21 protein-coding genes and 1 riboswitch are annotated in these 19,853 nt (G+C 49.7%); of the genes, 15 read left to right on the top strand and 6 right to left on the bottom strand.

From position 1 onward, the window contains the following. The first annotated feature begins 2 nt into the window (after positions 1 to 2). Positions 3 to 359 (top strand): STAS/SEC14 domain-containing protein, encoded by a 357-nt coding sequence (locus tag M1Q06_RS01455; RefSeq protein WP_434401123.1) that lies wholly within the window; start codon positions 3 to 5, stop codon positions 357 to 359. Positions 360 to 1,844: 1,485 nt separating this feature from the next. Here M1Q06_RS01455 and M1Q06_RS01460 read toward each other — a convergent pair. Further along, positions 1,845 to 2,048, bottom strand: coding sequence for a hypothetical protein (locus M1Q06_RS01460; protein ID WP_434401125.1), 204 nt, complete (start codon positions 2,046 to 2,048; stop codon positions 1,845 to 1,847). 121 nt (positions 2,049 to 2,169) lie between these two features. Here M1Q06_RS01460 and M1Q06_RS01465 point away from each other — a divergent pair, with 121 nt between their 5' ends. The 6 genes from M1Q06_RS01465 (at position 2,170) to M1Q06_RS01490 (ending at position 9,103) form a co-directional block, all read left to right on the top strand. After that, entirely contained in the window at positions 2,170 to 3,360 is a 1,191-nt protein-coding gene (locus tag M1Q06_RS01465; RefSeq protein WP_434401127.1) for a class I SAM-dependent rRNA methyltransferase, read from the top strand. Between the two features lie 144 nt (positions 3,361 to 3,504). Continuing rightward, complete coding sequence (locus M1Q06_RS01470; protein ID WP_434401129.1) at positions 3,505 to 4,719, top strand: MFS transporter; 1,215 nt, start codon at positions 3,505 to 3,507, stop codon at positions 4,717 to 4,719. A gap of 32 nt (positions 4,720 to 4,751) precedes the next feature. Further along, complete coding sequence (locus M1Q06_RS01475) at positions 4,752 to 6,491, top strand: ABC transporter ATP-binding protein (RefSeq protein WP_434401131.1); 1,740 nt, start codon at positions 4,752 to 4,754, stop codon at positions 6,489 to 6,491. Between the two features lie 62 nt (positions 6,492 to 6,553). Then, a complete protein-coding gene (locus M1Q06_RS01480) occupies positions 6,554 to 7,315 on the top strand; it encodes a MerR family transcriptional regulator (protein WP_121300729.1) in 762 nt (253 codons plus the stop codon). 96 nt (positions 7,316 to 7,411) lie between these two features. Continuing rightward, positions 7,412 to 8,158, top strand: a complete 747-nt coding sequence (locus M1Q06_RS01485; RefSeq protein WP_121300730.1) for an endonuclease/exonuclease/phosphatase family protein — start codon at positions 7,412 to 7,414, stop codon at positions 8,156 to 8,158. Between the two features lie 96 nt (positions 8,159 to 8,254). Further along, positions 8,255 to 9,103, top strand: coding sequence for an endonuclease/exonuclease/phosphatase family protein (locus M1Q06_RS01490; RefSeq protein WP_121300731.1), 849 nt, complete (start codon positions 8,255 to 8,257; stop codon positions 9,101 to 9,103). A gap of 56 nt (positions 9,104 to 9,159) precedes the next feature. On the opposite strand, the gene M1Q06_RS01495 is transcribed toward M1Q06_RS01490, so the two are convergent. From M1Q06_RS01495 to M1Q06_RS01505, 3 genes are all read right to left on the bottom strand, one after another. Then, positions 9,160 to 9,789, bottom strand: coding sequence for a queuosine precursor transporter (locus M1Q06_RS01495; protein ID WP_434401134.1), 630 nt, complete (start codon positions 9,787 to 9,789; stop codon positions 9,160 to 9,162). A 12-nt stretch (positions 9,790 to 9,801) separates the two neighbouring features. Beyond that, positions 9,802 to 10,296 carry a preQ(1) synthase gene (queF, locus tag M1Q06_RS01500; RefSeq protein WP_058382035.1) on the bottom strand — a complete coding sequence of 165 codons (495 nt, stop codon included), beginning with the start codon at positions 10,294 to 10,296 and terminating at the stop codon, positions 9,802 to 9,804. A gap of 96 nt (positions 10,297 to 10,392) precedes the next feature. Beyond that, a riboswitch (PreQ1 riboswitch) is annotated at positions 10,393 to 10,440 on the bottom strand. 704 nt (positions 10,441 to 11,144) lie between these two features. Further along, a complete protein-coding gene (locus tag M1Q06_RS01505) occupies positions 11,145 to 12,473 on the bottom strand; it encodes a cytochrome P450 (protein WP_434401136.1) in 1,329 nt (442 codons plus the stop codon). A gap of 196 nt (positions 12,474 to 12,669) precedes the next feature. On the opposite strand from M1Q06_RS01505, the gene M1Q06_RS01510 reads away from it, so the two are divergent. The 4 genes from M1Q06_RS01510 (at position 12,670) to M1Q06_RS01525 (ending at position 15,095) form a co-directional block, all read left to right on the top strand. Then, the gene (locus tag M1Q06_RS01510) at positions 12,670 to 13,599 is read left to right on the top strand and encodes a phosphotransferase family protein (protein ID WP_121300733.1); all 930 of its coding nucleotides are present in this window, start codon (positions 12,670 to 12,672) and stop codon (positions 13,597 to 13,599) included. A gap of 77 nt (positions 13,600 to 13,676) precedes the next feature. Then, positions 13,677 to 14,228 (top strand): TraR/DksA C4-type zinc finger protein, encoded by a 552-nt coding sequence (locus tag M1Q06_RS01515; protein ID WP_434401138.1) that lies wholly within the window; start codon positions 13,677 to 13,679, stop codon positions 14,226 to 14,228. Positions 14,229 to 14,286: 58 nt separating this feature from the next. Next, positions 14,287 to 14,652, top strand: coding sequence for a DUF4440 domain-containing protein (locus M1Q06_RS01520; protein ID WP_434401140.1), 366 nt, complete (start codon positions 14,287 to 14,289; stop codon positions 14,650 to 14,652). A gap of 41 nt (positions 14,653 to 14,693) precedes the next feature. After that, on the top strand, positions 14,694 to 15,095 hold the full coding sequence (locus tag M1Q06_RS01525) for a thiol-disulfide oxidoreductase DCC family protein (RefSeq protein ID WP_434401142.1): 402 nt from the start codon (positions 14,694 to 14,696) through the stop codon (positions 15,093 to 15,095). Between the two features lie 71 nt (positions 15,096 to 15,166). On the opposite strand, the gene M1Q06_RS01530 is transcribed toward M1Q06_RS01525, so the two are convergent. After that, complete coding sequence (locus tag M1Q06_RS01530; RefSeq protein ID WP_434401144.1) at positions 15,167 to 16,360, bottom strand: hypothetical protein; 1,194 nt, start codon at positions 16,358 to 16,360, stop codon at positions 15,167 to 15,169. Positions 16,361 to 16,545: 185 nt separating this feature from the next. On the opposite strand from M1Q06_RS01530, the gene M1Q06_RS01535 reads away from it, so the two are divergent. Beyond that, positions 16,546 to 17,397, top strand: coding sequence for an STAS domain-containing protein (locus M1Q06_RS01535; RefSeq protein ID WP_434401146.1), 852 nt, complete (start codon positions 16,546 to 16,548; stop codon positions 17,395 to 17,397). Between the two features lie 79 nt (positions 17,398 to 17,476). Here M1Q06_RS01535 and M1Q06_RS01540 read toward each other — a convergent pair whose 3' ends face one another. Then, positions 17,477 to 17,977 carry a metallophosphoesterase family protein gene (locus M1Q06_RS01540; protein ID WP_121300988.1) on the bottom strand — a complete coding sequence of 167 codons (501 nt, stop codon included), beginning with the start codon at positions 17,975 to 17,977 and terminating at the stop codon, positions 17,477 to 17,479. A gap of 127 nt (positions 17,978 to 18,104) precedes the next feature. Between M1Q06_RS01540 and M1Q06_RS01545 the strand changes: the two genes are divergently transcribed. The 3 genes from M1Q06_RS01545 (at position 18,105) to M1Q06_RS01555 (ending at position 19,829) form a co-directional block, all read left to right on the top strand. Continuing rightward, on the top strand, positions 18,105 to 18,380 hold the full coding sequence (locus M1Q06_RS01545; protein WP_434401148.1) for a hypothetical protein: 276 nt from the start codon (positions 18,105 to 18,107) through the stop codon (positions 18,378 to 18,380). 55 nt (positions 18,381 to 18,435) lie between these two features. Then, a complete protein-coding gene (locus M1Q06_RS01550) occupies positions 18,436 to 18,969 on the top strand; it encodes a dihydrofolate reductase family protein (RefSeq protein WP_434401150.1) in 534 nt (177 codons plus the stop codon). Between the two features lie 236 nt (positions 18,970 to 19,205). Further along, positions 19,206 to 19,829: a cell wall hydrolase gene (locus tag M1Q06_RS01555; protein WP_121300739.1), complete on the top strand. Its 624-nt coding sequence runs from the start codon at positions 19,206 to 19,208 to the stop codon at positions 19,827 to 19,829. Positions 19,830 to 19,853 lie beyond the last annotated feature (24 nt).

Raw genomic sequence — 19,853 nt, forward strand, 5'->3', positions numbered from 1 at the left:
ATATGTTGTCAATTGTACCGAGCAAAGACATCGAAACGATTGCGATTGAAGTGGAAGGGCGTGCCAGCAAAGCCGATATAGAGAAACTGGATCACGTCATCCGCGACAAAGTGAGCGAAAAAGGACATTTCAATATGTATGCCATCATTTACAAAGTGGAAGATTCAACTTTGTTCGATGCGGCAGATGGTGCGGTAATCGACCGGCACAGCTGGAGCCAAGCGCGCAAATTCGCGGTTATCAGCGAAAGGGACTGGACCTCGGCAGCGAGCGGCTGGCAAGGCTTTGCAGACGGCCTGGAGACACGCCATTTCAAGCTCGACGAAATGAACGATGCATGGGAATGGATGCAAGAATAACCAATGAATATAAAGCGTTCCGCGTTACTGCGGAGCGCTTTTTTCTTTTGAGAGGATTATGCAGATATAAAGATAGAAGTTGAAATTTAGTGATTACAATAGCTTGCGCTATGAGACTTCGTTTCAGGGGGCTGCTTTCCGAGGGGCGGGTGTTGAGCCAATGTGCGGCAAAGAGAGCCGCACATTTGTCTCGCCAGCCCGCGCGGTCCCTCAGGAGTCAGCCCCCTTCCACTCCGTCTCTAGTTTTAGAGTGAAAGATCATTTTTTTGCTCATTAAATATTAAATGTAGAAACAATTCAGGTTTTCTAACTCAAGTTATCTTTGGAGTAGAGAAGCGAGCTAATCCTGATCCTGCCACCAACATTTTCGACTAAAGCACCAATGTGCCAGACTCTACATCACAGGAAGCGATTCCCCCGCTAGCCGGTAACTGACTAAAGAAGCAGACCTAGTTGAACGCACCTTAGGCAATGAAATCACTCAGCCGCCGAGCGACAAGGGTGAGCCGACGCAGTAAGACAAGTGTCCTTCTTGGCTTACGGCTAAAGGCCAACCCAAAGCACGGCGGCGACTACTCAGGCGAAACTCAAACAAAGGCAAAAACAATTCGACAAGTAAACTCTCACTAGCTTCTAGCTTCTAGCTTCTAGCTTCTTATACATTTCTTCCGGGAAGCGATTTCCCAACTAGCCGGTAACTGATTGCAGAAGCCGGACTGACTAAACATTCTTCACTCAATGAAATCACTCAGCCGACGAGCGTAAAGGGGTGAGCCGATGCCGTAAGACAGGCGTTCTTTCTGGCTTACGGCAAGAGGCCAACCCAAAGCACGGCGGCGACTATTCAGGCGAAACTCAAACAGAAGCAAAAACAATTCAACATCTAAACTCGCGCTATCTTTTCCAAACATGTCCCGGGAAGCGATTTCCCAACTAGCCGGCAACTAGCTACAGAAGCAGATCTGATTAAACAAAAGACACTCAATGAAATCTCACAGCGGCCGAGCGACAAGGGTGAGCCGACGCAGAAAGACAGGCGTTCTTCCTGGCTTACTGCTAAAGGCCAACCCAAAGCACGGCGGCGACTATTCAGGCGAAACTCAAACAGAAGCAAAAACAATTCAACATCTAAACTCGCGCTATCTTTTCCAAACATGTCCCGGGAAGCGATTTCCCAACTAGCCGGCAACTAGCTACAGAAGCAGATCTGATTAAACAAAAGACACTCAATGAAATCTCACAGCGGCCGAGCGACAAGGGTGAGCCGACGCAGAAAGACAGGCGTTCTTCCTGGCTTACTGCTAAAGGCCAACCCAAAGCACGGCGGCGACTACTCAGACGAAACTCAAATAGAAGCAAAAACAATTCAACATCTAAACTCCCACTATCTTTTCCAATCATGTCCCGGGAAGCGATTCCCCTACTAACCTGAAGCTCCGATAGAACAGCAAACGCATTTCCGCAAGCTAACCCTCACTATCTCCACTAAGCTTCTTCAATGCGCACAAGCTCAGCACGCACGATGTGGAAGAGGTTCAAGACAATCGTCTTGCCCGCTGCATCTTCTACCGGAAGCAGGCTGACGGCGATGCCGATGAAATGGTCTTCGAGTGCACCTTCAATGCGGACGCTTTCCAACATGTCTCCGTTTGTCAGCAGGATATTGTAGACGTAGAATTTCTTTTTCACGACGGCTCCTCCTTTCCTGATCCAATTCACTGAAAAGGGCGTTTGAAAGTGGGCAGGGCGACGGATTTCCTTTACACTGATTATAATGCAAAACGCAACGGCATAGATAGGATGAGGAATTGTGAGAAACGAAATGACGGTAACAGTGAAAGATGTTTTGAGAAATGAATTGGCGAAAGGGTCTCCGCTCATCACAAAAGACGGATTGATGAGTGAAATCGATGCTCCGGAAGGCACATTGCTGCGCCTCGTCGATAAAGATGGGGAATATTTGGGCACAGGTTATTACGGCGAACAGAACAAAGGCGCTGGCTGGATCTTGACGAGAAACCAGGACGAGGCAGTCGGCCAAGCCTTTGTCGAACGCAAGTTGGAATTGGCATTCAGCCGCCGCGAGAAATTCTTCAACAATCCGGAGACGACCGCTTTCCGTGTTTTCAACGGCGAAGGCGATGGTTTCGGCGGGTTGACGATCGATTATTATGCCGGATTCTACCTGCTGTCCTGGTATAGCGAAGGCGTCTATTCGTTCCGCGAAGACGTCGTGGCAGCTTTGGAGAATGTAGTGGAGTGCATCGGAATCTATGAGAAAAAACGGTTCGATACGAAAGGCCAGTATATCGAAGACGATGATTTCGTATCGGGCGAGCGCGGAGAATTCCCGTTGATCGTTCAAGAGAATGGGATGAACTTCGCGGTATATTTAAACGACGGCGCAATGACCGGCATCTTCCTCGACCAGCGCGACGTGCGCCAGGCGATTCGCACGAAATATGCGGACGGCAAAACGGTGCTCAATACCTTCTCTTACACAGGGGCCTTTTCTGTGGCGGCAGCGCTTGGCGGAGCGGACAAGACGACGAGCGTGGATCTCGCGAAGCGCAGCTCGGCGAAAACGATCGAGCAGTTCAGCATCAACGGCATTGATTTTGACGAGCAGGACATTCTGGTGATGGATGTCTTCAATTATTTCAAATACGCGAAGCGCAAAAACCTAAACTTTGATGTGGTCGTCCTCGATCCCCCAAGTTTTGCGCGCTCGAAAAAGCACGTTTTCAGTGCGGCGAAAGATTACACTAATTTGATGAAAGAAACGATCGATATTACGGCGCCGGAAGGCTTGATCGTCGCTTCGACTAACAGCGCTTCATTCAATATGAAGAAGTTCACTCAAATGATCGATAAAGCATTCAAAGATAAAAACCAGAAATACAAAGTAGTGGAAACTTATAGCTTGCCGGCCGATTTCCACGTCGACAGAAGATTTCCGGAAGGCGATTATTTGAAAGTGCTTTTCCTCCGTTTACTGTAAGGCGGGCTCATAAGCAGAAACAAAGAGCGCAGATGGGCATTCAAAGGCGAATGTGCAACTGCGCTTTTTGTGCATTTTATTGCTGGATAGGATTGGTTTATAATGGAAAAAAAGAACGTGATTACTTAATTTGGAGGCGGCATAATGGCAAAAGCAATATCCTCATCTTCGCTCGCAGGGAACCCGGTTTATCCGGTGATGTTCGCGATCGGCGGTGTCCATTTACTGAATGATTCCTTGCAGGCAGTGATTCCGGCGATGTTCCCAATTTTAGAGAAGGACCTGGGCTTGTCCTTCACACAGCTCGGGCTGATCGCTTTTGCGCTCAATATGGTGGCGTCTGTCTTGCAGCCAGTCATCGGGTTTGCGAGCGATAAAAAGCCGATGCCTTACGCATTGCCGCTCGGCATGGTGTTCTCGTTCATCGGGATCGCGGGCTTGGCGTTTGCGCCCGAGTATTGGCTCATCTTATTGTCGGTCATTTTTCTCGGTTTCGGTTCTGCGGTCTTTCATCCGGAAGGTTCGCGCGTGTCGTATATGGCAGCGGGATCAAGACGCGGTTTGTCGCAATCGATTTATCAAGTCGGGGGCAATTCTGGGCAAGCGCTGGCGCCTTTGATCAGTGCCTTTATCCTGGTGCCGCTCGGCCAAAAAGGCGCGGCGTTGTTTCTCTTCGTTGCAGCACTCGGCATTTTCGTGTTATCCAAAATTTCGGCCTGGTACAAGGCACAGTTAGAGCGTGACAAACTGGAGAAAGTGAAAAAAACGGTGCTGTCTTCTTTGCCGCCTTTGACGAAAAAGCAGGTGGGCACTGCTTTGACCTTGCTGTTATTGATCATTTTCGCGCGCACTTTTTACATAACGACGATCACCAGTTTTTATATCTTCCATTTAATGGATAATTATGGTGTGACGATTCAGCAAGGACAAATGTTTATCTTCCTATTTCTTGGAATCGGGGCGTTCGGGACCTTTTTCGGCGGCCCGCTTGCAGACCGCATCGGCCGCAAGCGCGTCATTGTGCTGTCGTTGCTCGTACCGATTCCGTTGGCGCTGGTGCTGCCGTATGTGGCCTTGCCGATTGTCGCTGTCATTCTTGCCGTATTGGGCTTTTTCCTTATGTTGAGCTTTTCTGTCATGGTCGTCTACGCCCAAGAACTCGTACCGAGCAGAATCGGCACGATGTCCGGGCTGACGGTCGGCTTGGCATTTGGCATGGGGGCCATTGGAGCGGTCGCGATCGGTGTGTTGATGGATTCGATCGGCGTTTATGAAACGATGGTCATCATTTCCGTGCTGCCGATACTCGGGCTGGTAGGCCTTGCTTTGCCGAAAGACCGGAAAATTGCTGCTGCGTAAATGGCTTGAACGGATAGATAGGAGATGAAGTTATGGAATCAATTCAGAGAAAACAAGGCATCAAGCCGTTTTTCACACTGTTAACCTCGATTAAAATCCCGAAATGGGCATTGATTTTTGGGTTGGCGACCAGTTTGGTCACGACGATCGTCGGCTTGCTCGTCCCGTTGTTGACGAGAGAGTTGGTGGACGGGTTTTCAGTAGAGGCATTGAGCGGAGGATTGATTGCCGCGCTTGCCGCTGCGTTTATCGTGCAGGCTGTCATTAACGGCGTATCGATTTATTTATTGAGCATGGTCGGGCAGCGGATCGTGGCAGGGCTACGCGAGCGCATGTGGCTTCATTTGCTGCGTTTGCGTGTCGGCTATTTCGACCAGCACGCAAGCGGGCAAACGGTGAGCCGTGTCGTCAATGATACCGGCATCGTCAGGAATCTCATCACCGATCATTTCCCGAATTTCGTGACCGGCATCATTACGATCATCGGGGCGGTCGCGATCCTTCTTGTGCTGGACTGGAAAATGACTTTGATCATGATGCTCGCAGTGCCGCTGACGATTGCCATCATGATTCCGTTAGGTCGCAAGATGGCGAAGATTTCCCGCAGCTTGCAGGATGAGACCGCCGTATTCACGGGCGATGTCCAGCAGACGCTCGGGGAAATCCGCTTGATGAAATCATCGACAGCGGAACGAGTGGAAGAGCAGCGCGGGCTTTCGGGCGTCCAGAAATTATACGGGCTCGGCATGAGAGAAGCGAAAGTCTATGCCTTGATCGGCCCGCTGATGTACTTGGTTGTCATGGTCGTTATCGTGATGATCATCGGCTACGGCGGTATCCGTGTTTCGGAAGGGTCGATGTCGACCGGATCCTTAGTCGCTTTTCTTCTCTATTTGTTCCAGATTGTTGTGCCGCTCGCTACGTTTGCGCGGTTCTTTACAGAGTTGCAAAAAGCGAGAGGAGCGACAGAACGCATTATCGATATTTTGGAATTGCCGCTTGAAGAACAACAGCGCGGCATCGAAATGGACATCACCGGCAAAACGCTGCGCCTCGAAGACGTCAGTTTTGCCTACGAAAACGGCGAGCCGGTGCTGCAGGGCGTGTCGTTTGAAGCACGGCCTGGCCAGAAGATTGCCTTTGCCGGGCCGAGTGGCGGAGGCAAGACCACCATTTTCGGGTTGATCGAGCGCTTTTACGAACCGACCGCTGGGACCATTACAATCGGTGATGTGCCGATTGGGGATGTGGCGATTGCTTCTTGGCGCGACCAGATCGGCTATGTGTCACAGGAAAGCGCCATGATGGGCGGGACGATCCGTGCCAATCTGACTTATGGTTTGCCGGATGCGGACAGTTATGCAGATGAAGAGTTGTGGCGCGTGTCCCGAATGGCGTATGCCGAGGAGTTCATCGCTTCGTTTCCGTATGGATTGGATACGCAAGTCGGGGAACGTGGTGTTAAATTGTCCGGTGGGCAGAGGCAGCGCATTGCCATCGCACGCGCATTTTTGCGCGATCCAAAATTATTGATGATGGACGAAGCGACCGCGAGCCTCGACAGCCAATCGGAAGGCATCGTCGGACAGGCGCTCGGGCGTTTGATGGAAGGGCGCACGACACTCGTCATCGCCCATCGCTTGTCGACGATCGTCGATGCCGATCAAATTGTCTTTATCGAAGGCGGGCGGGTCACCGGTATTGGAAACCACCGGGAGTTAACCGGGAAGCATATGCTCTACCGCGAATTCGCCGAGCAACAATTGACGTAATGTTTTTTCTTGACCTTGACGCTGCGTCAAGGTTTAAGATGAAGTCATCAGGAGGTGGCGGCATGTATACAGTGCAGAAATTGGCAACGCTTGCCGGTGTGAGCGCGCGCACTTTGCGCTATTACGATTCGATCGGCTTATTGACGCCGCAGAAAAACGAATCCGGCTACCGATTGTACGGGAGCGCAGAAATTGACCGTCTCCAGCTCATCTTGTTTTACCGGGAGCTCGGTTTTGGGCTTCATGACATCGCGAAGCTGTTGGACGAGCCGGGTTTTGATGAAACCGAAGCGTTGATCGGGCAGCGGGAACAGTTGATGCGGGAACGCAGCCGCCTGGACCTTTTGATTACAAATGTGGAGAAAACGATTTCCACAAAACAAGGGGAGAGTCGAATGGCAGATCATGAAAAGTTCGAAGGATTCAAGAAGCAGCTGGTCGAGGACAATGAAGCGGCTTTTGGGAAAGAAATCCGCGAGAAATACGGCGACGCGGAAGTCGACCGTTCAAATGCCAAAATGCTCGGCATGGGCCAGGAACAATATGAAGCATTCAAACGCCTTGAGCAGGAGATCCTGGAAAAGCTGGAGCATGCGCTGAAAGAAGGCGAACCGGCGGGAGCCGCGGGACAGGAAATTGCCGATTTACACCGGCAGTGGCTTGGGTTTACATGGGGCAGCTACGAGCCGAAAGCGCATGCCGGACTGGCGGAAATGTATGTCGCCGATGAACGCTTCGCGGCTTATTATGAAAAAGCCGGCGAAGGGGCAGCACAATATTTGCGGGATGCGATCATCGTCTATACAGATCAGCAAATTGAATAAAAATGGGCCCGCCTGCTTGCGGGCCTTTTTTGGTTTCAATCGGCAAGGCACGGGAATGGAAGTAAACAATAATAAGAGAAGACGGGGGTGGGGAAGATGCTAACAGTGATGAGCTTTAATATTGCATCAGGCAAGCGAATCGACGGAAAGCTGGACCTTGAACTAACGGCCCAAGCGATTGAACAAGGACAAGTGGATGTTGCCGGATTACAGGAAGTGGACCGGAACTTTTCTTCCCGCAGCCGTTTTTGGGATCAGGCCAAATGGCTTTCCAACCGGCTTGGCATGCACATGGCGTATGGGCCAAATCTGGTTGACAGGGGAGCCGGGGGCGTGCGGCCGAAGCGTGAATACGGCAACGCCATATTGAGCCGCTATCCGGTCGTGTCATTCCGCAACCATGATTTGAGCGCAGTCGAAGTCCATCCCGAAGAATTCGAGCCGCGCGGGATGCTCGAAGCGGTCATTGAAATGGAGGGGTTCCGGTTTTCTTTCTATAACACGCATCTATCGCTGATTGATGAGGAAGTGGACCGCAGCTTGACGGAAATCATTGCCATCACGACCGATAATCCGCTGCCGCAAGTGCTGGTGGGGGATTTCAATGCTGCGCCTTCTACCAAACATATCCAGCGATTTTCCAAGCATTTTTATAACGCGTTCGGTTCGGGTCCTTATCCCGATACGTATAAAAAACAAGGTGACCACGGACAAAAAATCGATTATATTTTCCACGATGCCCATTTTCAATCATTGGAGACATGGACCATCGATACCGAAGCATCGGATCATGTTCCAATTGTGGCAAAAATCAGAAATTTACAAAACTCTAACAATTTTTAACCTGTTTTTAACTTACAAAAGCGCCATCCTTGCTATAATTAAGGAGACAATTGCAGCTGCCACTGATTCGTTTCAACCAGAAAAGGAGATGGTCTCATGCACGGCGATGCCAGCAGGACACCAACAGTGAAAGTGATGTCGTTCAATATTGCCCATGGAATGGGAATGGATGGCGAAGTGGATTTAGAAAGAACCGCACAAGTGATTGAAGCGTCGGGAGCTACCATAGTGGCACTTCAGGAAGTCGACCGTTATTTTTCAGCCCGCAGTTTTTATATGGATCAGGTCGAATGGCTTTCCGAACGGCTCGGGATGTACGCCGCATATGGCGCCAATTTGAACCAAGCGCCGGATGACCCAGAACGCCCGAACCGCCAGTACGGCAATGCTACGTTAAGCCTTTATCCAATCAAGTACGCAGAAAACCATTTTTTGACGCAAGTCGTAACCGACATCTACAATAATGAGCAGCGAGGCGTTCTCGAGACAGTAATTGAAGTCGGAGGCACTTACCTCAAAGTGTTGAATGCCCATTTAGCGTTGAAAGATGAAGAGCTTGAAATGAGTATTGCGGAAATATTGGAGATTGCCGGCAAGAGTCATTTCCCGAAAATCATCGCGGGTGATTTCAATGCACCGCCGACCCATCGTCATTTGGCGCATCTTCATCAGACCATGACAGATGTCTTCTTGAAAGTGAAGCGCGGCGACGCCTACACGTACCCATCTCCTTATGAAAATCATGAAACTGGCGAATCGTTCAAGCCGATGACGCGCATCGACTATATTTTTGCCGACCGCGGCTTTGACGTGCGGGATGCAGAAAAAATCGAAACGGCTGTATCGGATCATTTGCCGATCACTGCAGAGCTCGTCTGGACACAGAAACATGACTCGGCTGCGATCATCGTACCTGCAGCCCAACCAGCCAAACAAAAAATTTAAACACAAAAGCCGCCGGCAATGTTTAACTGCCGGCGGCTTTTTTATGCATGGATCGATTACGCGAAGCTTTTTTGAGTGGCTGTCTTGGAACGGCGCGCGAGTTTGACGAGCAGATAGACAAGCGGCGTGTCCGCTGCTGCGACGACCCATTTGAATAAATACTGCGTCAAAATCATGGCAGACAACGCCGACAGCGGCATCGTCCCATAAAAAGCGATGGTGATGAAGATTGTTGTATCGACCAATTGGCTGACCATCGTCGAGGCATTATTGCGCAGCCACAACTTCGATTCGCCGTTACGTGCTTTTAATTTATGGAAAATCGTGACGTCCAAGTTTTGGCTGATGAAATAAGATACCAAGCTTGCGAGCGTTACCCGGAAGCCGGCCGAGAAGATCGATTCAAAAGCTGCCTGATCCGCAAAAAATGGCGCAGAGGGCAAATGAATGGCCGCAAAGATGAATGCCAGGGCTGCGAGTTGTGTGATAAACCCAGCCATGACCGTTTGGCGCGCGGCTTCTTTGCCGTACACTTCCGCGATTGTGTCAGTGATCGGGAACGTAAAGACGTAGACGATAACTGCAGCCGGCAGCACCGCCCATTCACTGATGGCAAATAACTTCACGGCCAAAATATTCGACAGGATGAGAAGGCCGACGAACGCACCGTTCAAATAAAGTAGCATGAGCGGTTCTCCTTATCGGTTGGTGATCGTTTCCGGATTCATGTCGTGGTTCATCATCCGGTACGTCGCCATTTCTTCGTATTTCGTGCCAGGCTTGCCATAGTTCGTGTACGGGTCGATCGACAAGCCGCCGCGCGGGGTGAATTTGCCCCATACTTCGATATAACGTGGGTCGAGCAGCTCGATCAAGTCGTTCATGATGATGTTGACGACATCTTCATGGAAATCGCCGTGGTTGCGGAAGCTGAACAAATACAGCTTCAAGGCTTTGCTTTCGACGAGTTTCTTGTCTGGAATGAAGCTCAAGTAAATCGTCGCGAAATCGGGCTGGCCGGTTTGCGGGCACAGCGAAGTGAACTCCGGGCAATTGAATTTAACGAAGTAATCGCGCGTGTGGAGATTGTCGATCGCTTCTAGAATGCCTGGGTCGTATTCGAATTTATAGCGCGTGTTCTGGTTGCCGAGCAAAGACAAATGCTCGAGTGTTTCTTCATTTCTTCCTGCCATGTGAGTGGCCTCCTTATATTCGGCCGGCTGGGGGAGAGCTATAAAAAATTCGGACAAACGAAAAGCCGAATCGCATGTGGATTCGGCTTGATTTCAAAATCCATAGTTTTTTATAGAGGGTGGAATGCTATGAACCTCTCCCGTTGCCGGGCTATTTAATTTCCTGCCTTATCGTATAAGATAGGGGCGGTTCTGTCAATTGTTGGTTTGTTAGGGAATAGCATCTTCAAGTTGCGGGTCATACATTTAAATATATGAAGGAGTGAGTAGAAAAGCTTCCGCTTCTCGACTTCGTTTCAGGGGGGCTGCTTTCCGAGGGGCGGGTGTTGAGCCAATGTGCGGCAGAGAGCGCCGCACATTTGTCTCGCCAGCCCGCGCGATCCCTCAGGAGTCAGCCCCCCTTCCACTCCGTCTCTAGTTATAGAAAGGAAGGGAATTTCTTCTGTCCATTCGATAGGAAATGCTGAGATGCTTCATATTTTTAACTAGACTCATCTTTAGTGTCGAGAAGCGACCCTACCCACAACATTTTAGACTGTAGCGCCAATGTGTCAGACGCCACATCTCAGGAAGTGATTCCCCCACTAGCCGGCAACTGATTATAGAAGCAGATCTATCTAATCATGCTCCACACTTTGAAATTTCTAAGCCGCCCAGCGCCACGGGTGAGCCGACGCAGTAAGACAAGTGTTCTTCTTGGCTTACTGCCAAAGGCCAACCCAAAGCAGGGCGGCGAATACCAACATGAAGCTCAACTAATGAACAGGAATGATTCCACAAGCAAACCCTGACTATCTTCTTTTCCAGAAATAAAAAAAGCTAGAGAAAGAATCTCTAGCCTTTCATTATTAATGGAATGGGCACCCTGATTGAACAGTTGTGTTCTTCTGTTCGTGATAGAACACATTGTCTGGGCGGTTTTTCAGTTTTTGGAGGTCTTTCAAGATCAAGCGGCTTTTTGGCATAGTTGGCATGCGGGACATGTCGTAGGACAAGTCTTGTTCAGGCACGCTGTATTTCAAGTTCTCCGCAAAATATTTAAAGATTGACTGCATATACATGACCGTCATCCATTCCCCCGCACAGCGGTGTCCAGTATGGTGGTCGCCGCCGCCTTGGGGTACAAAGGAGAACGGGCTGCCGTCCCATGTGCTGAAGCGTTCCGGGATGAACTCGTCGGGATTGTCCCAGGAATCCGGGTGATGGTTCGTGCCGTAAAGGTCCAGAATGACGCGCATGTCTTTTTTGAAGTGGACGCCGTTCCAGTTGAAATCCTTCTTGGCGATCGCTGCCATGACTGGTGCGAACGGATAATAACGGCGTACTTCCTGGGCGAAATTGTGGCTATAATTGTTTTCGTCTGCCTGGAGTTTTCCACGCGTGACCGGGTTTTCGTGCATCGCCATGACGCCGAAGACAATAAAGTAAGCGGTGGCGATCATCGGTCGGTAGGCATTGTTCAAATCGACAGCTGCCGTCTCGAGGTCGAGCAGTTTGCCGTTCGGTGTCCGGTGATGGGCGACGATATATGCTGCCGTATAGGCCGGCGGATTGTATTCGCCTTTACGGATTTGCTTGATGATTTTCTTCAGCCAGTCTTCGTGCGCATTGCGTGCTTTCATGCCTTCAAGGTAGCGCCCTTCAGTAAGGCCGAATGAATCGACCATCGTTACGAGCTCCCATGTGCGCTGCTTGACTTCGCTTTCTTTCATCGGCAGTCCGGCCCAGTGGATCATGGAGCGCGTGAAGATTTCTTCAATTTCATCCAATAAGACGACTTCGTCCATCTGCTCCCATTGTTCGGCCTTGGCATCAAGTTCTTGGATCATCATGCGTTTGGCATCTTCCAAACGCTCAGGTGTCATCATCGACAGGAACATGCGCTTTTGCTGGTGATGGTCTTCGCCGTCGCGGCCGTGGACCGCACCTCGCCCGAATAGCGTTTGCTCAAGCGGAAGCGGCGCTGCGCCACTGCGCTTAAAATAATCATTATTGTAGAACAGTTCAGCCGCTTCTTCGCCGGCCATGCAAACTACCTTTTTCCCGAGCAGGCGGGTTTCAAAAATATCCGAACCCAGCTCTTTGCGGCGGCCGGGCAGGAAATCAAATCCTTCTCCAAGAAGAGATAGGGTATTGTCCAATTCTTTTGCTTTCGGGATCGGGTGCTTCACTTTCATGTAACGTCAGCTCCTTCAGTATGTTCAATGCAGGTGATTCACCTGTTAAGTTGAAAATTCATTGTAGGAAACCATACCCTTCTGGGGCCTCGGTAAACGCTTCCGGAATTTCAGGGTAGCGCCTATCAAAAAGCTGGAGTAGGCGTTTTTTCATGGTACACTTAAAACAAAAGATAGGCTGAAAGGAGCGGCAAGGATGACAAATGGATTCGGCGGCTTATCCCGCCAGGCACTCGAATGGGTCGAGTCGAAATGGCCAGGAGCTGCATTGGAAGAAGCTATTCCCTTAGAAGGCGGGACTTCTTCACTGCTTTATGAAATTCGCGCAAGCAAAGATGGAGAGCAGCAGAGCATCGTGTTGCGGCTTCACCATAAAGGGGAGTGGCTCGACCAGGAACCGGACTTGGCGAAGCATGAAGCGATGAGCCTGGAGCTTGCAGAGAAAGCGGGCATTCCTGCCCCGCGCATTTTGGCGTTTGATGAAAGCGGCGAAGCATGCGGCATGCCGGCCGTGTTGATGACGAAAGTTCCAGGAGCGGTCATCTTGCCTCCTGCATATGATGGGGCATGGCTTGACGGGCTTGCCAAGACGCTCGCTGAAATCCACCGCCATAAAGCAGAAGGATTTCCTTATGAGTATTTTGCCTATAACGATGCACGACGCCTCGAGCGGCCGAAGTGGTCGCGCGTAGAAGGCGATTGGATGCGCGCGTTCTATATCGTAGCCGCGGGTGGGCCGCCGGTTGAGTATTGCTTAATCCACCGCGATTATCACCCAGGAAATATTTTATGGGAAGAGGGTCACGTCAGCAGCGTCGTTGATTGGGTGAATACATGCCGGGGGCCTGCGGGTGTCGATGTTGGGCATTGCCGTGTCAACTTAGCGCAGCTTTACGGCACACGTATCGCCAACGAATTTTTGGATGCTTACGAACGCCATGCCGGTGAATCGTTTGTGTACGATCCATATTGGGATTTGCTGTCACTGATCGATATCTTGGACGGCAAGCCGGCAGTCTACCCTGGATGGAAGACGTTTGGCATGACCGGTTTATCCGATGAATTGGTCCGTTACCGCTTGGATGAGTATTTGATGAGCTTGATGGACCGCTTCGATGATTTCTAAGCTGTGCCCCTGAGGTTTGATTTCTCCGAGAAAGGCAATATATATAGCACAAGCGAGTATTTGGAGGAGGAGTCATAATGACGGACGAACAGCAAAAGAACTTGAAGCAAGAACTCGAAGCGCAATTGAAATCGCTCGAGCAACGGATGGAACATACAGAGGAATTCGAAACCAGCGAATTATCCAATTACGATAATCACCCTGGCGATAACGCCACTGATTTGTATGACCAAGAACGCGGGATGGCGATGGAGCAATTCAAGGAAGAAGAGCATGAAGACGTGCTCGCTGCGCTAAAAGCCATTGAAGATGGAACCTATGGAAAATGTGCAGTGTGCGGCAAAGACATTCCATATGAGCGGCTTGAAGCCATTCCTACCGCACTGACTTGCATCGACCACGCCGACCACAGCTTGGATTTGGAAAGCCGCCCATCAGAAGAAGATGTCATCGGATCGTCAACAGACCGCCCGGCCAAAACGGAAGACAGCCGAATCCGCGATTACGACAACAGCTTTGAAGATGTCGAGAATTTCGGTTCCTCGGATGGCCCTCAAGACCAACCTGGGCAAGACCAGGAAGATTTCTACAAGGACGACGAGGCAGAGGAAGACGAACAATTTAAATAAGCTGGTCCCGGCGCTCGCCGGGGCTTTTTTTTATACAGATAGATGGAAGGGGATCCGGATGGAAAGCTTGCATAAACAATTTCTAGATTTAGAGAACAGCCATTTGGCGCCGGCTGCCAGGGAGTCGAACCGCACCATGGCGGAAATATTGGATGACGATTTTTTTGAATTCGGCATCTCCGGCGGGATTTGTCAGCGTTCTGATTTTAACGGGGACTATGCTTTGCAAGAAGATGATTATCGTATTTCCCGCTTTGAAGCAAAAGTTCTCGGCCCCGAGTCGGTCCTGACGCTGTACTTATTGGAGAACCGGACAACAGGGGTTTGGAGCCACCGCAGTTCGGTCTGGAAAAAACGCGCGGACGGTTGGAAGCTCTTCTTCCATCAAGGAACGAAGACAGATGGTTTCAAGAAATGGGAATAGGGAAAACGAAAGACAGGCATTAGTTTAAAGGAGGATCATCTATGGAGCATGCGATTGTGTTATTCGATGGAGATTGCAATTTCTGCGATTCCAGTGTGCAATTCATCATCAATCATGACCCGGCAGGTTACTTTCAATTCGCTTCCCTGCAAAGCGAGATCGGGCAGGAGCTTTCCGAAAAGCACAATGTGCCCGACGACGTCGACAGCCTGGTGTTGATTGAAGGCGGCGAAGCGTATGTGAAGTCAGAAGGTGCGCTCAAGATTTCACACCATTTGACGGGGCTTTGGAAATTGGCGTATCACCTACAGCCATTCCCGCGTGTACTTCGTGACGGCGCATACGACGTCATCGCAAAAAACCGCTATAAAGTATTCGGCAAGCTCGACAGCTGCATGCTGCCGCCTCCGCATATCCGCAAGCGTTTTTTGGACCAATTCTAAACACGCAAAAGGGCGGTTCCAGTCTTTCTGGAACCGCCCTTTTTTATATGGAACTGTTTTGCCCTTGTTCATTACAGGAAGTTCGAAAAGCGCCAATAATGGGCCGCGATTGGATCGGCCATCCAGGCAAGCCCTTCGCTTTCGGTCTGGTGAAGCGGCTGCCATGTCCCATCGTCGCCGAGCTTTAAGTAGATTTCGTGATTTGGCGATTGGTCATGGATGCCAATGAAATCATATACGCCATTCCGGTAAAACGTCGCAGATAATTCGTAATCGATGTTCGGCGATGTCGTCAACGGATTTCCGACGCTGTGGGTGATCAGGATTTCGGTTTTCAGGGGTGTCTCTTCCGATATTTTGGCACTGACGCCTTCACTCGAAGCAACGTCCGCTTTACGGAATTTCCGGCGCCAATTATAGGCGATGCTGGTGCCGATATCTTTGTCGAAATCGAACGTGCTCTGCTGTTCCACCAGGTTGACGATGGAGTTGGTGAGTGATCGGTAATGTTTCGATTCGGGATCGAATGTGCGATTATCCCCTTGAAAATAAGGGTTTGGCGACGTTAGGTTGGGATTTTTTAAGACATCATCGGGCAAAAAGGTCAGGTAGCGCAGATGCCATTTCAGCTCCGGCGGCTTGCTCTGGCCTTCCTTGAGCAACTGGTTGAGCGGGGCGATCTTTTTCGATAGCCAGAATTTTTCAACGGCTGCCTGTTCTTGCGACGAACCCAGGTTCAAGGCTCCGAATATATTGGCAGCGAGCGATTTGATTTTGCGTAATGGGCTTTCAGTCCGTTCAACGGGGCGTCTTGCGCGCACCCAATAAATCACTTCCCGGTCTTCCGGCACATTTCGGTCTGTGAATTGGGTCTTGGCGATTTTCGCTACTTGCTCGCCATCGCGGTAAATTTCGTATTCGTCGATGCCGTCGATTGCTCCCCAGGCAAGCGAGATCCGCTTGTGTGAAATAATGGTCGAAAAAACGATTTGCTCCAATTGATTGATGCAATCAGGGTCGCGCTTTTCGGTGCCGGTCAAAATTTTCAAGGAAAGTACCCAGCTGCCTTGTGGGGTTTGGCGTTCTATCGTATAACAGAACAATTCGCCAGGGCTCAGGCCTTCCTCGCGAAATGACGCTTGTGTGCCTGTATAGACGATCTCTCCGTCTTTTTTAATCCGTGAAACTTCATCTGTCGGGGTCCAGCTGAAAGAAATCATGCTATCGGTTTGTTCCAATAATTCAATGTCCCATTCTTTGTTCATGGATGAGCCTCCTTTCGCTTGTGATAAGGTATACCCGATATTTGGAAATAGTGAACATGCTAAAAAAACTGATTTTGTTACGCAATTTAAACATTTCAGATAATAAAGAGCGTTATAATGAAAGAAGACAAAAGAATTGGCGTTATTTTCGGTTCAAACATAAGTGGGAAAGGGGAGATGGCTGAATGGTGAGGGGAAATCTGGAAAAAATAAGGGATTTTAGTGATTTCGACGAAGCGGCTTCATATATTCTCCAAATTCTCAGCAAGCAAGCAGGCATGAACAGCTTCTATATCGCAAAGCAGGAAAGGGGCTCCCAAAAGATCGTCAAGGTACATAATACGAAGCATCATTTGATAGAAGAAGGGGAAGCTTCCCCGCTGCCATGCATGTTGTCAGCTTTGAGCGTCGAGCACGGGGCGCAAGCGTTAATCATCGAACGCATCGGAGAACATGAATTGACACGTTCTCTAGGAATTGCGGATGGATTCGAAGCAGGATGTTTTATCGGCGTGCCGATTTTTTATGAAGATGGCTCAAGCTATGGCACCGTCTGTGGTCTCGATGATGGCCCATGCGAGCTGCCGGCGGATTTGTCGTTCATCTTTGAAACCCTCGCCACTTTATTGACGTATGTCTTGGAACTGGAACGGGCATATGGGGAAATTGAATCGTTAGCTGCGCCAATGGTTCCCATTGTCGGGAAAGTGGCGATTTTGCCGATTATCGGCGAAGTCAGGGCATTGAGGGCACAGGCTATCATCGACCATGCCATGCACGGTTGTGCAGAAAAAGGCATCGAAGTACTGGTGATCGATGTATCCGGCGTATCGCAGATCAATTCACAAGTCGGCGAATATTTATTGAAGCTCGTGAAGGTGTTGGGCTTGATTGGCGTCCAGCCGGTCGTGACAGGTATCCAGCCTTTTATGGCGTTGAAAGTCCCCCATTTCGCCGAGGCCTTGAAAGGGACGATGATTGAAGCAAATCTCGAGACAGCGCTTAAGCGGCTCGGGTTCAGCTTCGAAAAAAATTGAGATGCTCTGTTTTGCCGATGCCGCTGATCTTCCGTTCATAAAAAAGGCCATTTCCTTTAAATCAGGAAATGGCCTTTTGTTAATCTTTATTATCGAAAAAAACGTGTTTGAGCTCCCAAGTATCACTGATTTCAAGCAGCCCAAACGAGTATTGCGGTTCACGGCGTTTATCGGTCGGTGAGCCGGGATTGAATAAAGTCAGGCCGTCCGTTTCACGCATGAGCGGCTGATGGGAATGGCCAAAAACAATGATGTCGACGTTTTCGCCTTCAAAACTATCTAGAGCCCGCTGTTCGGTCGTTTTGCGTATGCCATCTCCGTGGACAACACCGATTTTCAAGTCGCCGAATGTGAAAATCTTTTTCCGCCCGAAACGGTCTACGATATCCCAAGGGTCGACATTGCCTGCTACGCCATCCGTTTCAGCATAAGCTGATAATTCATGGTAGACATCGAGTATTTGCCAGTCGCCGGCATGGATGATGAAGTCGGCTCCATCACAGGCGTCGACAAGCGGTTGAGGGAGTTTTTTTCCGCGGTTCGGAATATGCGTATCAGATACGATGACTATTTTCTTCATCAAATCGCCTCCAGGATCAGTTTGTTCCACTTTACCAAACTCTTGCCCATACGTCTAAAAGCTCAAGAGGTTAAACTGATTGAAAAGGGGGAAGACAAGGTAGAAAGTACAAGTTGGAGGGATCGTTATGGGCATCAATATGAAAAAATTCATCGCATCAGGCGCGGCACTTGGCGCAGGATTGGTCTTGCTAAAGGCTTATAATGGTAAAAAGCGCAATGTTTGGGTATATGAAGACAGCGATATGCACAATAGCTACGAAATCGACCATGAGGAAAGCGTTAATGCTCCTTATGACCATGCAGAACAAGGATTGACCCAATTGGATTCGGCCTACCGTTCGGAATGGCAGGCAAATGCATTCCCGCAAACAAAAAAACAATTGGAAGAACTCGAATCCTGATTGGGCGAATGGCGAAGAAAGCGGCAGCAACCAACCGCTGAAGGAGGCATTTGCGATGGCTGAACGGAAAGTCATTTGTTATATCGCGCAAAGTTTCGACGGTTATATCGCTGACCCCGAAGAAACGTTGGACTGGCTATTGGATGTGGAAATGAATGGAGACGCGGGGTATGGGCAATTCATCGAAACGGTCGATACCATTCTGCTCGGCAGGCGCACCTATGAATGGGTGGTCTCGCATGAGAGCGGAGAATTTCCTTACGTCGATCAGCGTTCCTATGTATTCACCAGTCATCCGAAAGAAGACGAAGGCCAGATCACCTTCACATCGGAAGACCCAGCCAGTGTCGTGAAAAGGTTGAAGCAGCAACCCGGCGGAACCATCTGGCCGGTCGGCGGCAGCTTGCTGCTGGAGCGCCTGTTGCAAGAAGACCTGGTCGATGAATTCATCATTTCCATTGCGCCAGTAACACTTGGCGACGGCATCCCCTTATTTCAAAAAGCACAGCGCCAACTTGATTTCACTTTGGAAAATGTGGGGCAAGACGGCCAAATTGCGCAATTGCATTACTCGAGACGAAGAAAGTGAATCGATGGAAAGTATAGAAAGGCGGGCGTATAGCTCGCCTTTCTTTCATTTTCCCGATTGTGCAAGTGCGGTTTTGTAGGTCTAAAGAATGTACTGGATATAGAAAGACCTAGCGAGTTGATAGAAAAATTCGAAAACAAAGTAACTCCGTCATGTTGTTTTTGATATATGTCAAAGATATACTTTAAAAAGGAATCAATTGTCGATTCTTGTCAAAAAGGAAAAGGAGAGGAAGCATGAAAACAATTAAAGCGCTCTTATTCAGTTTAGCAACGATTTTCTTTCTAACATTTTCACATTCAGCAGTTTCCGCCCATGCACCTGATTTACACGAAGGTGTTTCCGGAAGCGAAGTAACAGAACTTCAAGCGAAGCTTCAAAAACTCGGCTATTTCCATCTCGCACCGACCGGCTATTATGGCTCGATCACAAAAGATGCCGTAGTCCAGTTCCAACGCGATTTCGGCGTGAAAGCAACCGGCTTTACTGGGCCGATGACACGCGAAAAGATGAAGCAAGTCGATATGATGGCACGCACCGTCCATGGCGAAGCCCGCGGTGAAATATTCGAAGGAAAAGTCGCGGTAGCGGCAGTCATTATGAACCGTGTGCAATCCCGCGCGTTCCCGAGCAGTACATATGGCGTCATTTTCCAGCGCAATGCGTTTACAGCAGTGAATGACGGACAATATTGGTTGACGCCAAACGCTTCCGCTTACCGTGCTGTGCGAGAAGCGGCGAAAGGCTGGGATCCATCTTCCGGCGCGACATACTATTACAACCCGGTCACGGCAACTGACCAGTGGATCTTTACTCGTTCGACCATCAAGAAAATCGGCAAGCATGTCTTTGCCAGATAATAAGAAAAGCCTCCGGAAAAATTC

Source organism: Planococcus sp. 11815 (assembly GCF_051096385.1).
Classification (GTDB): Bacteria; Bacillota; Bacilli; order Bacillales_A; family Planococcaceae; genus Planococcus; species Planococcus citreus.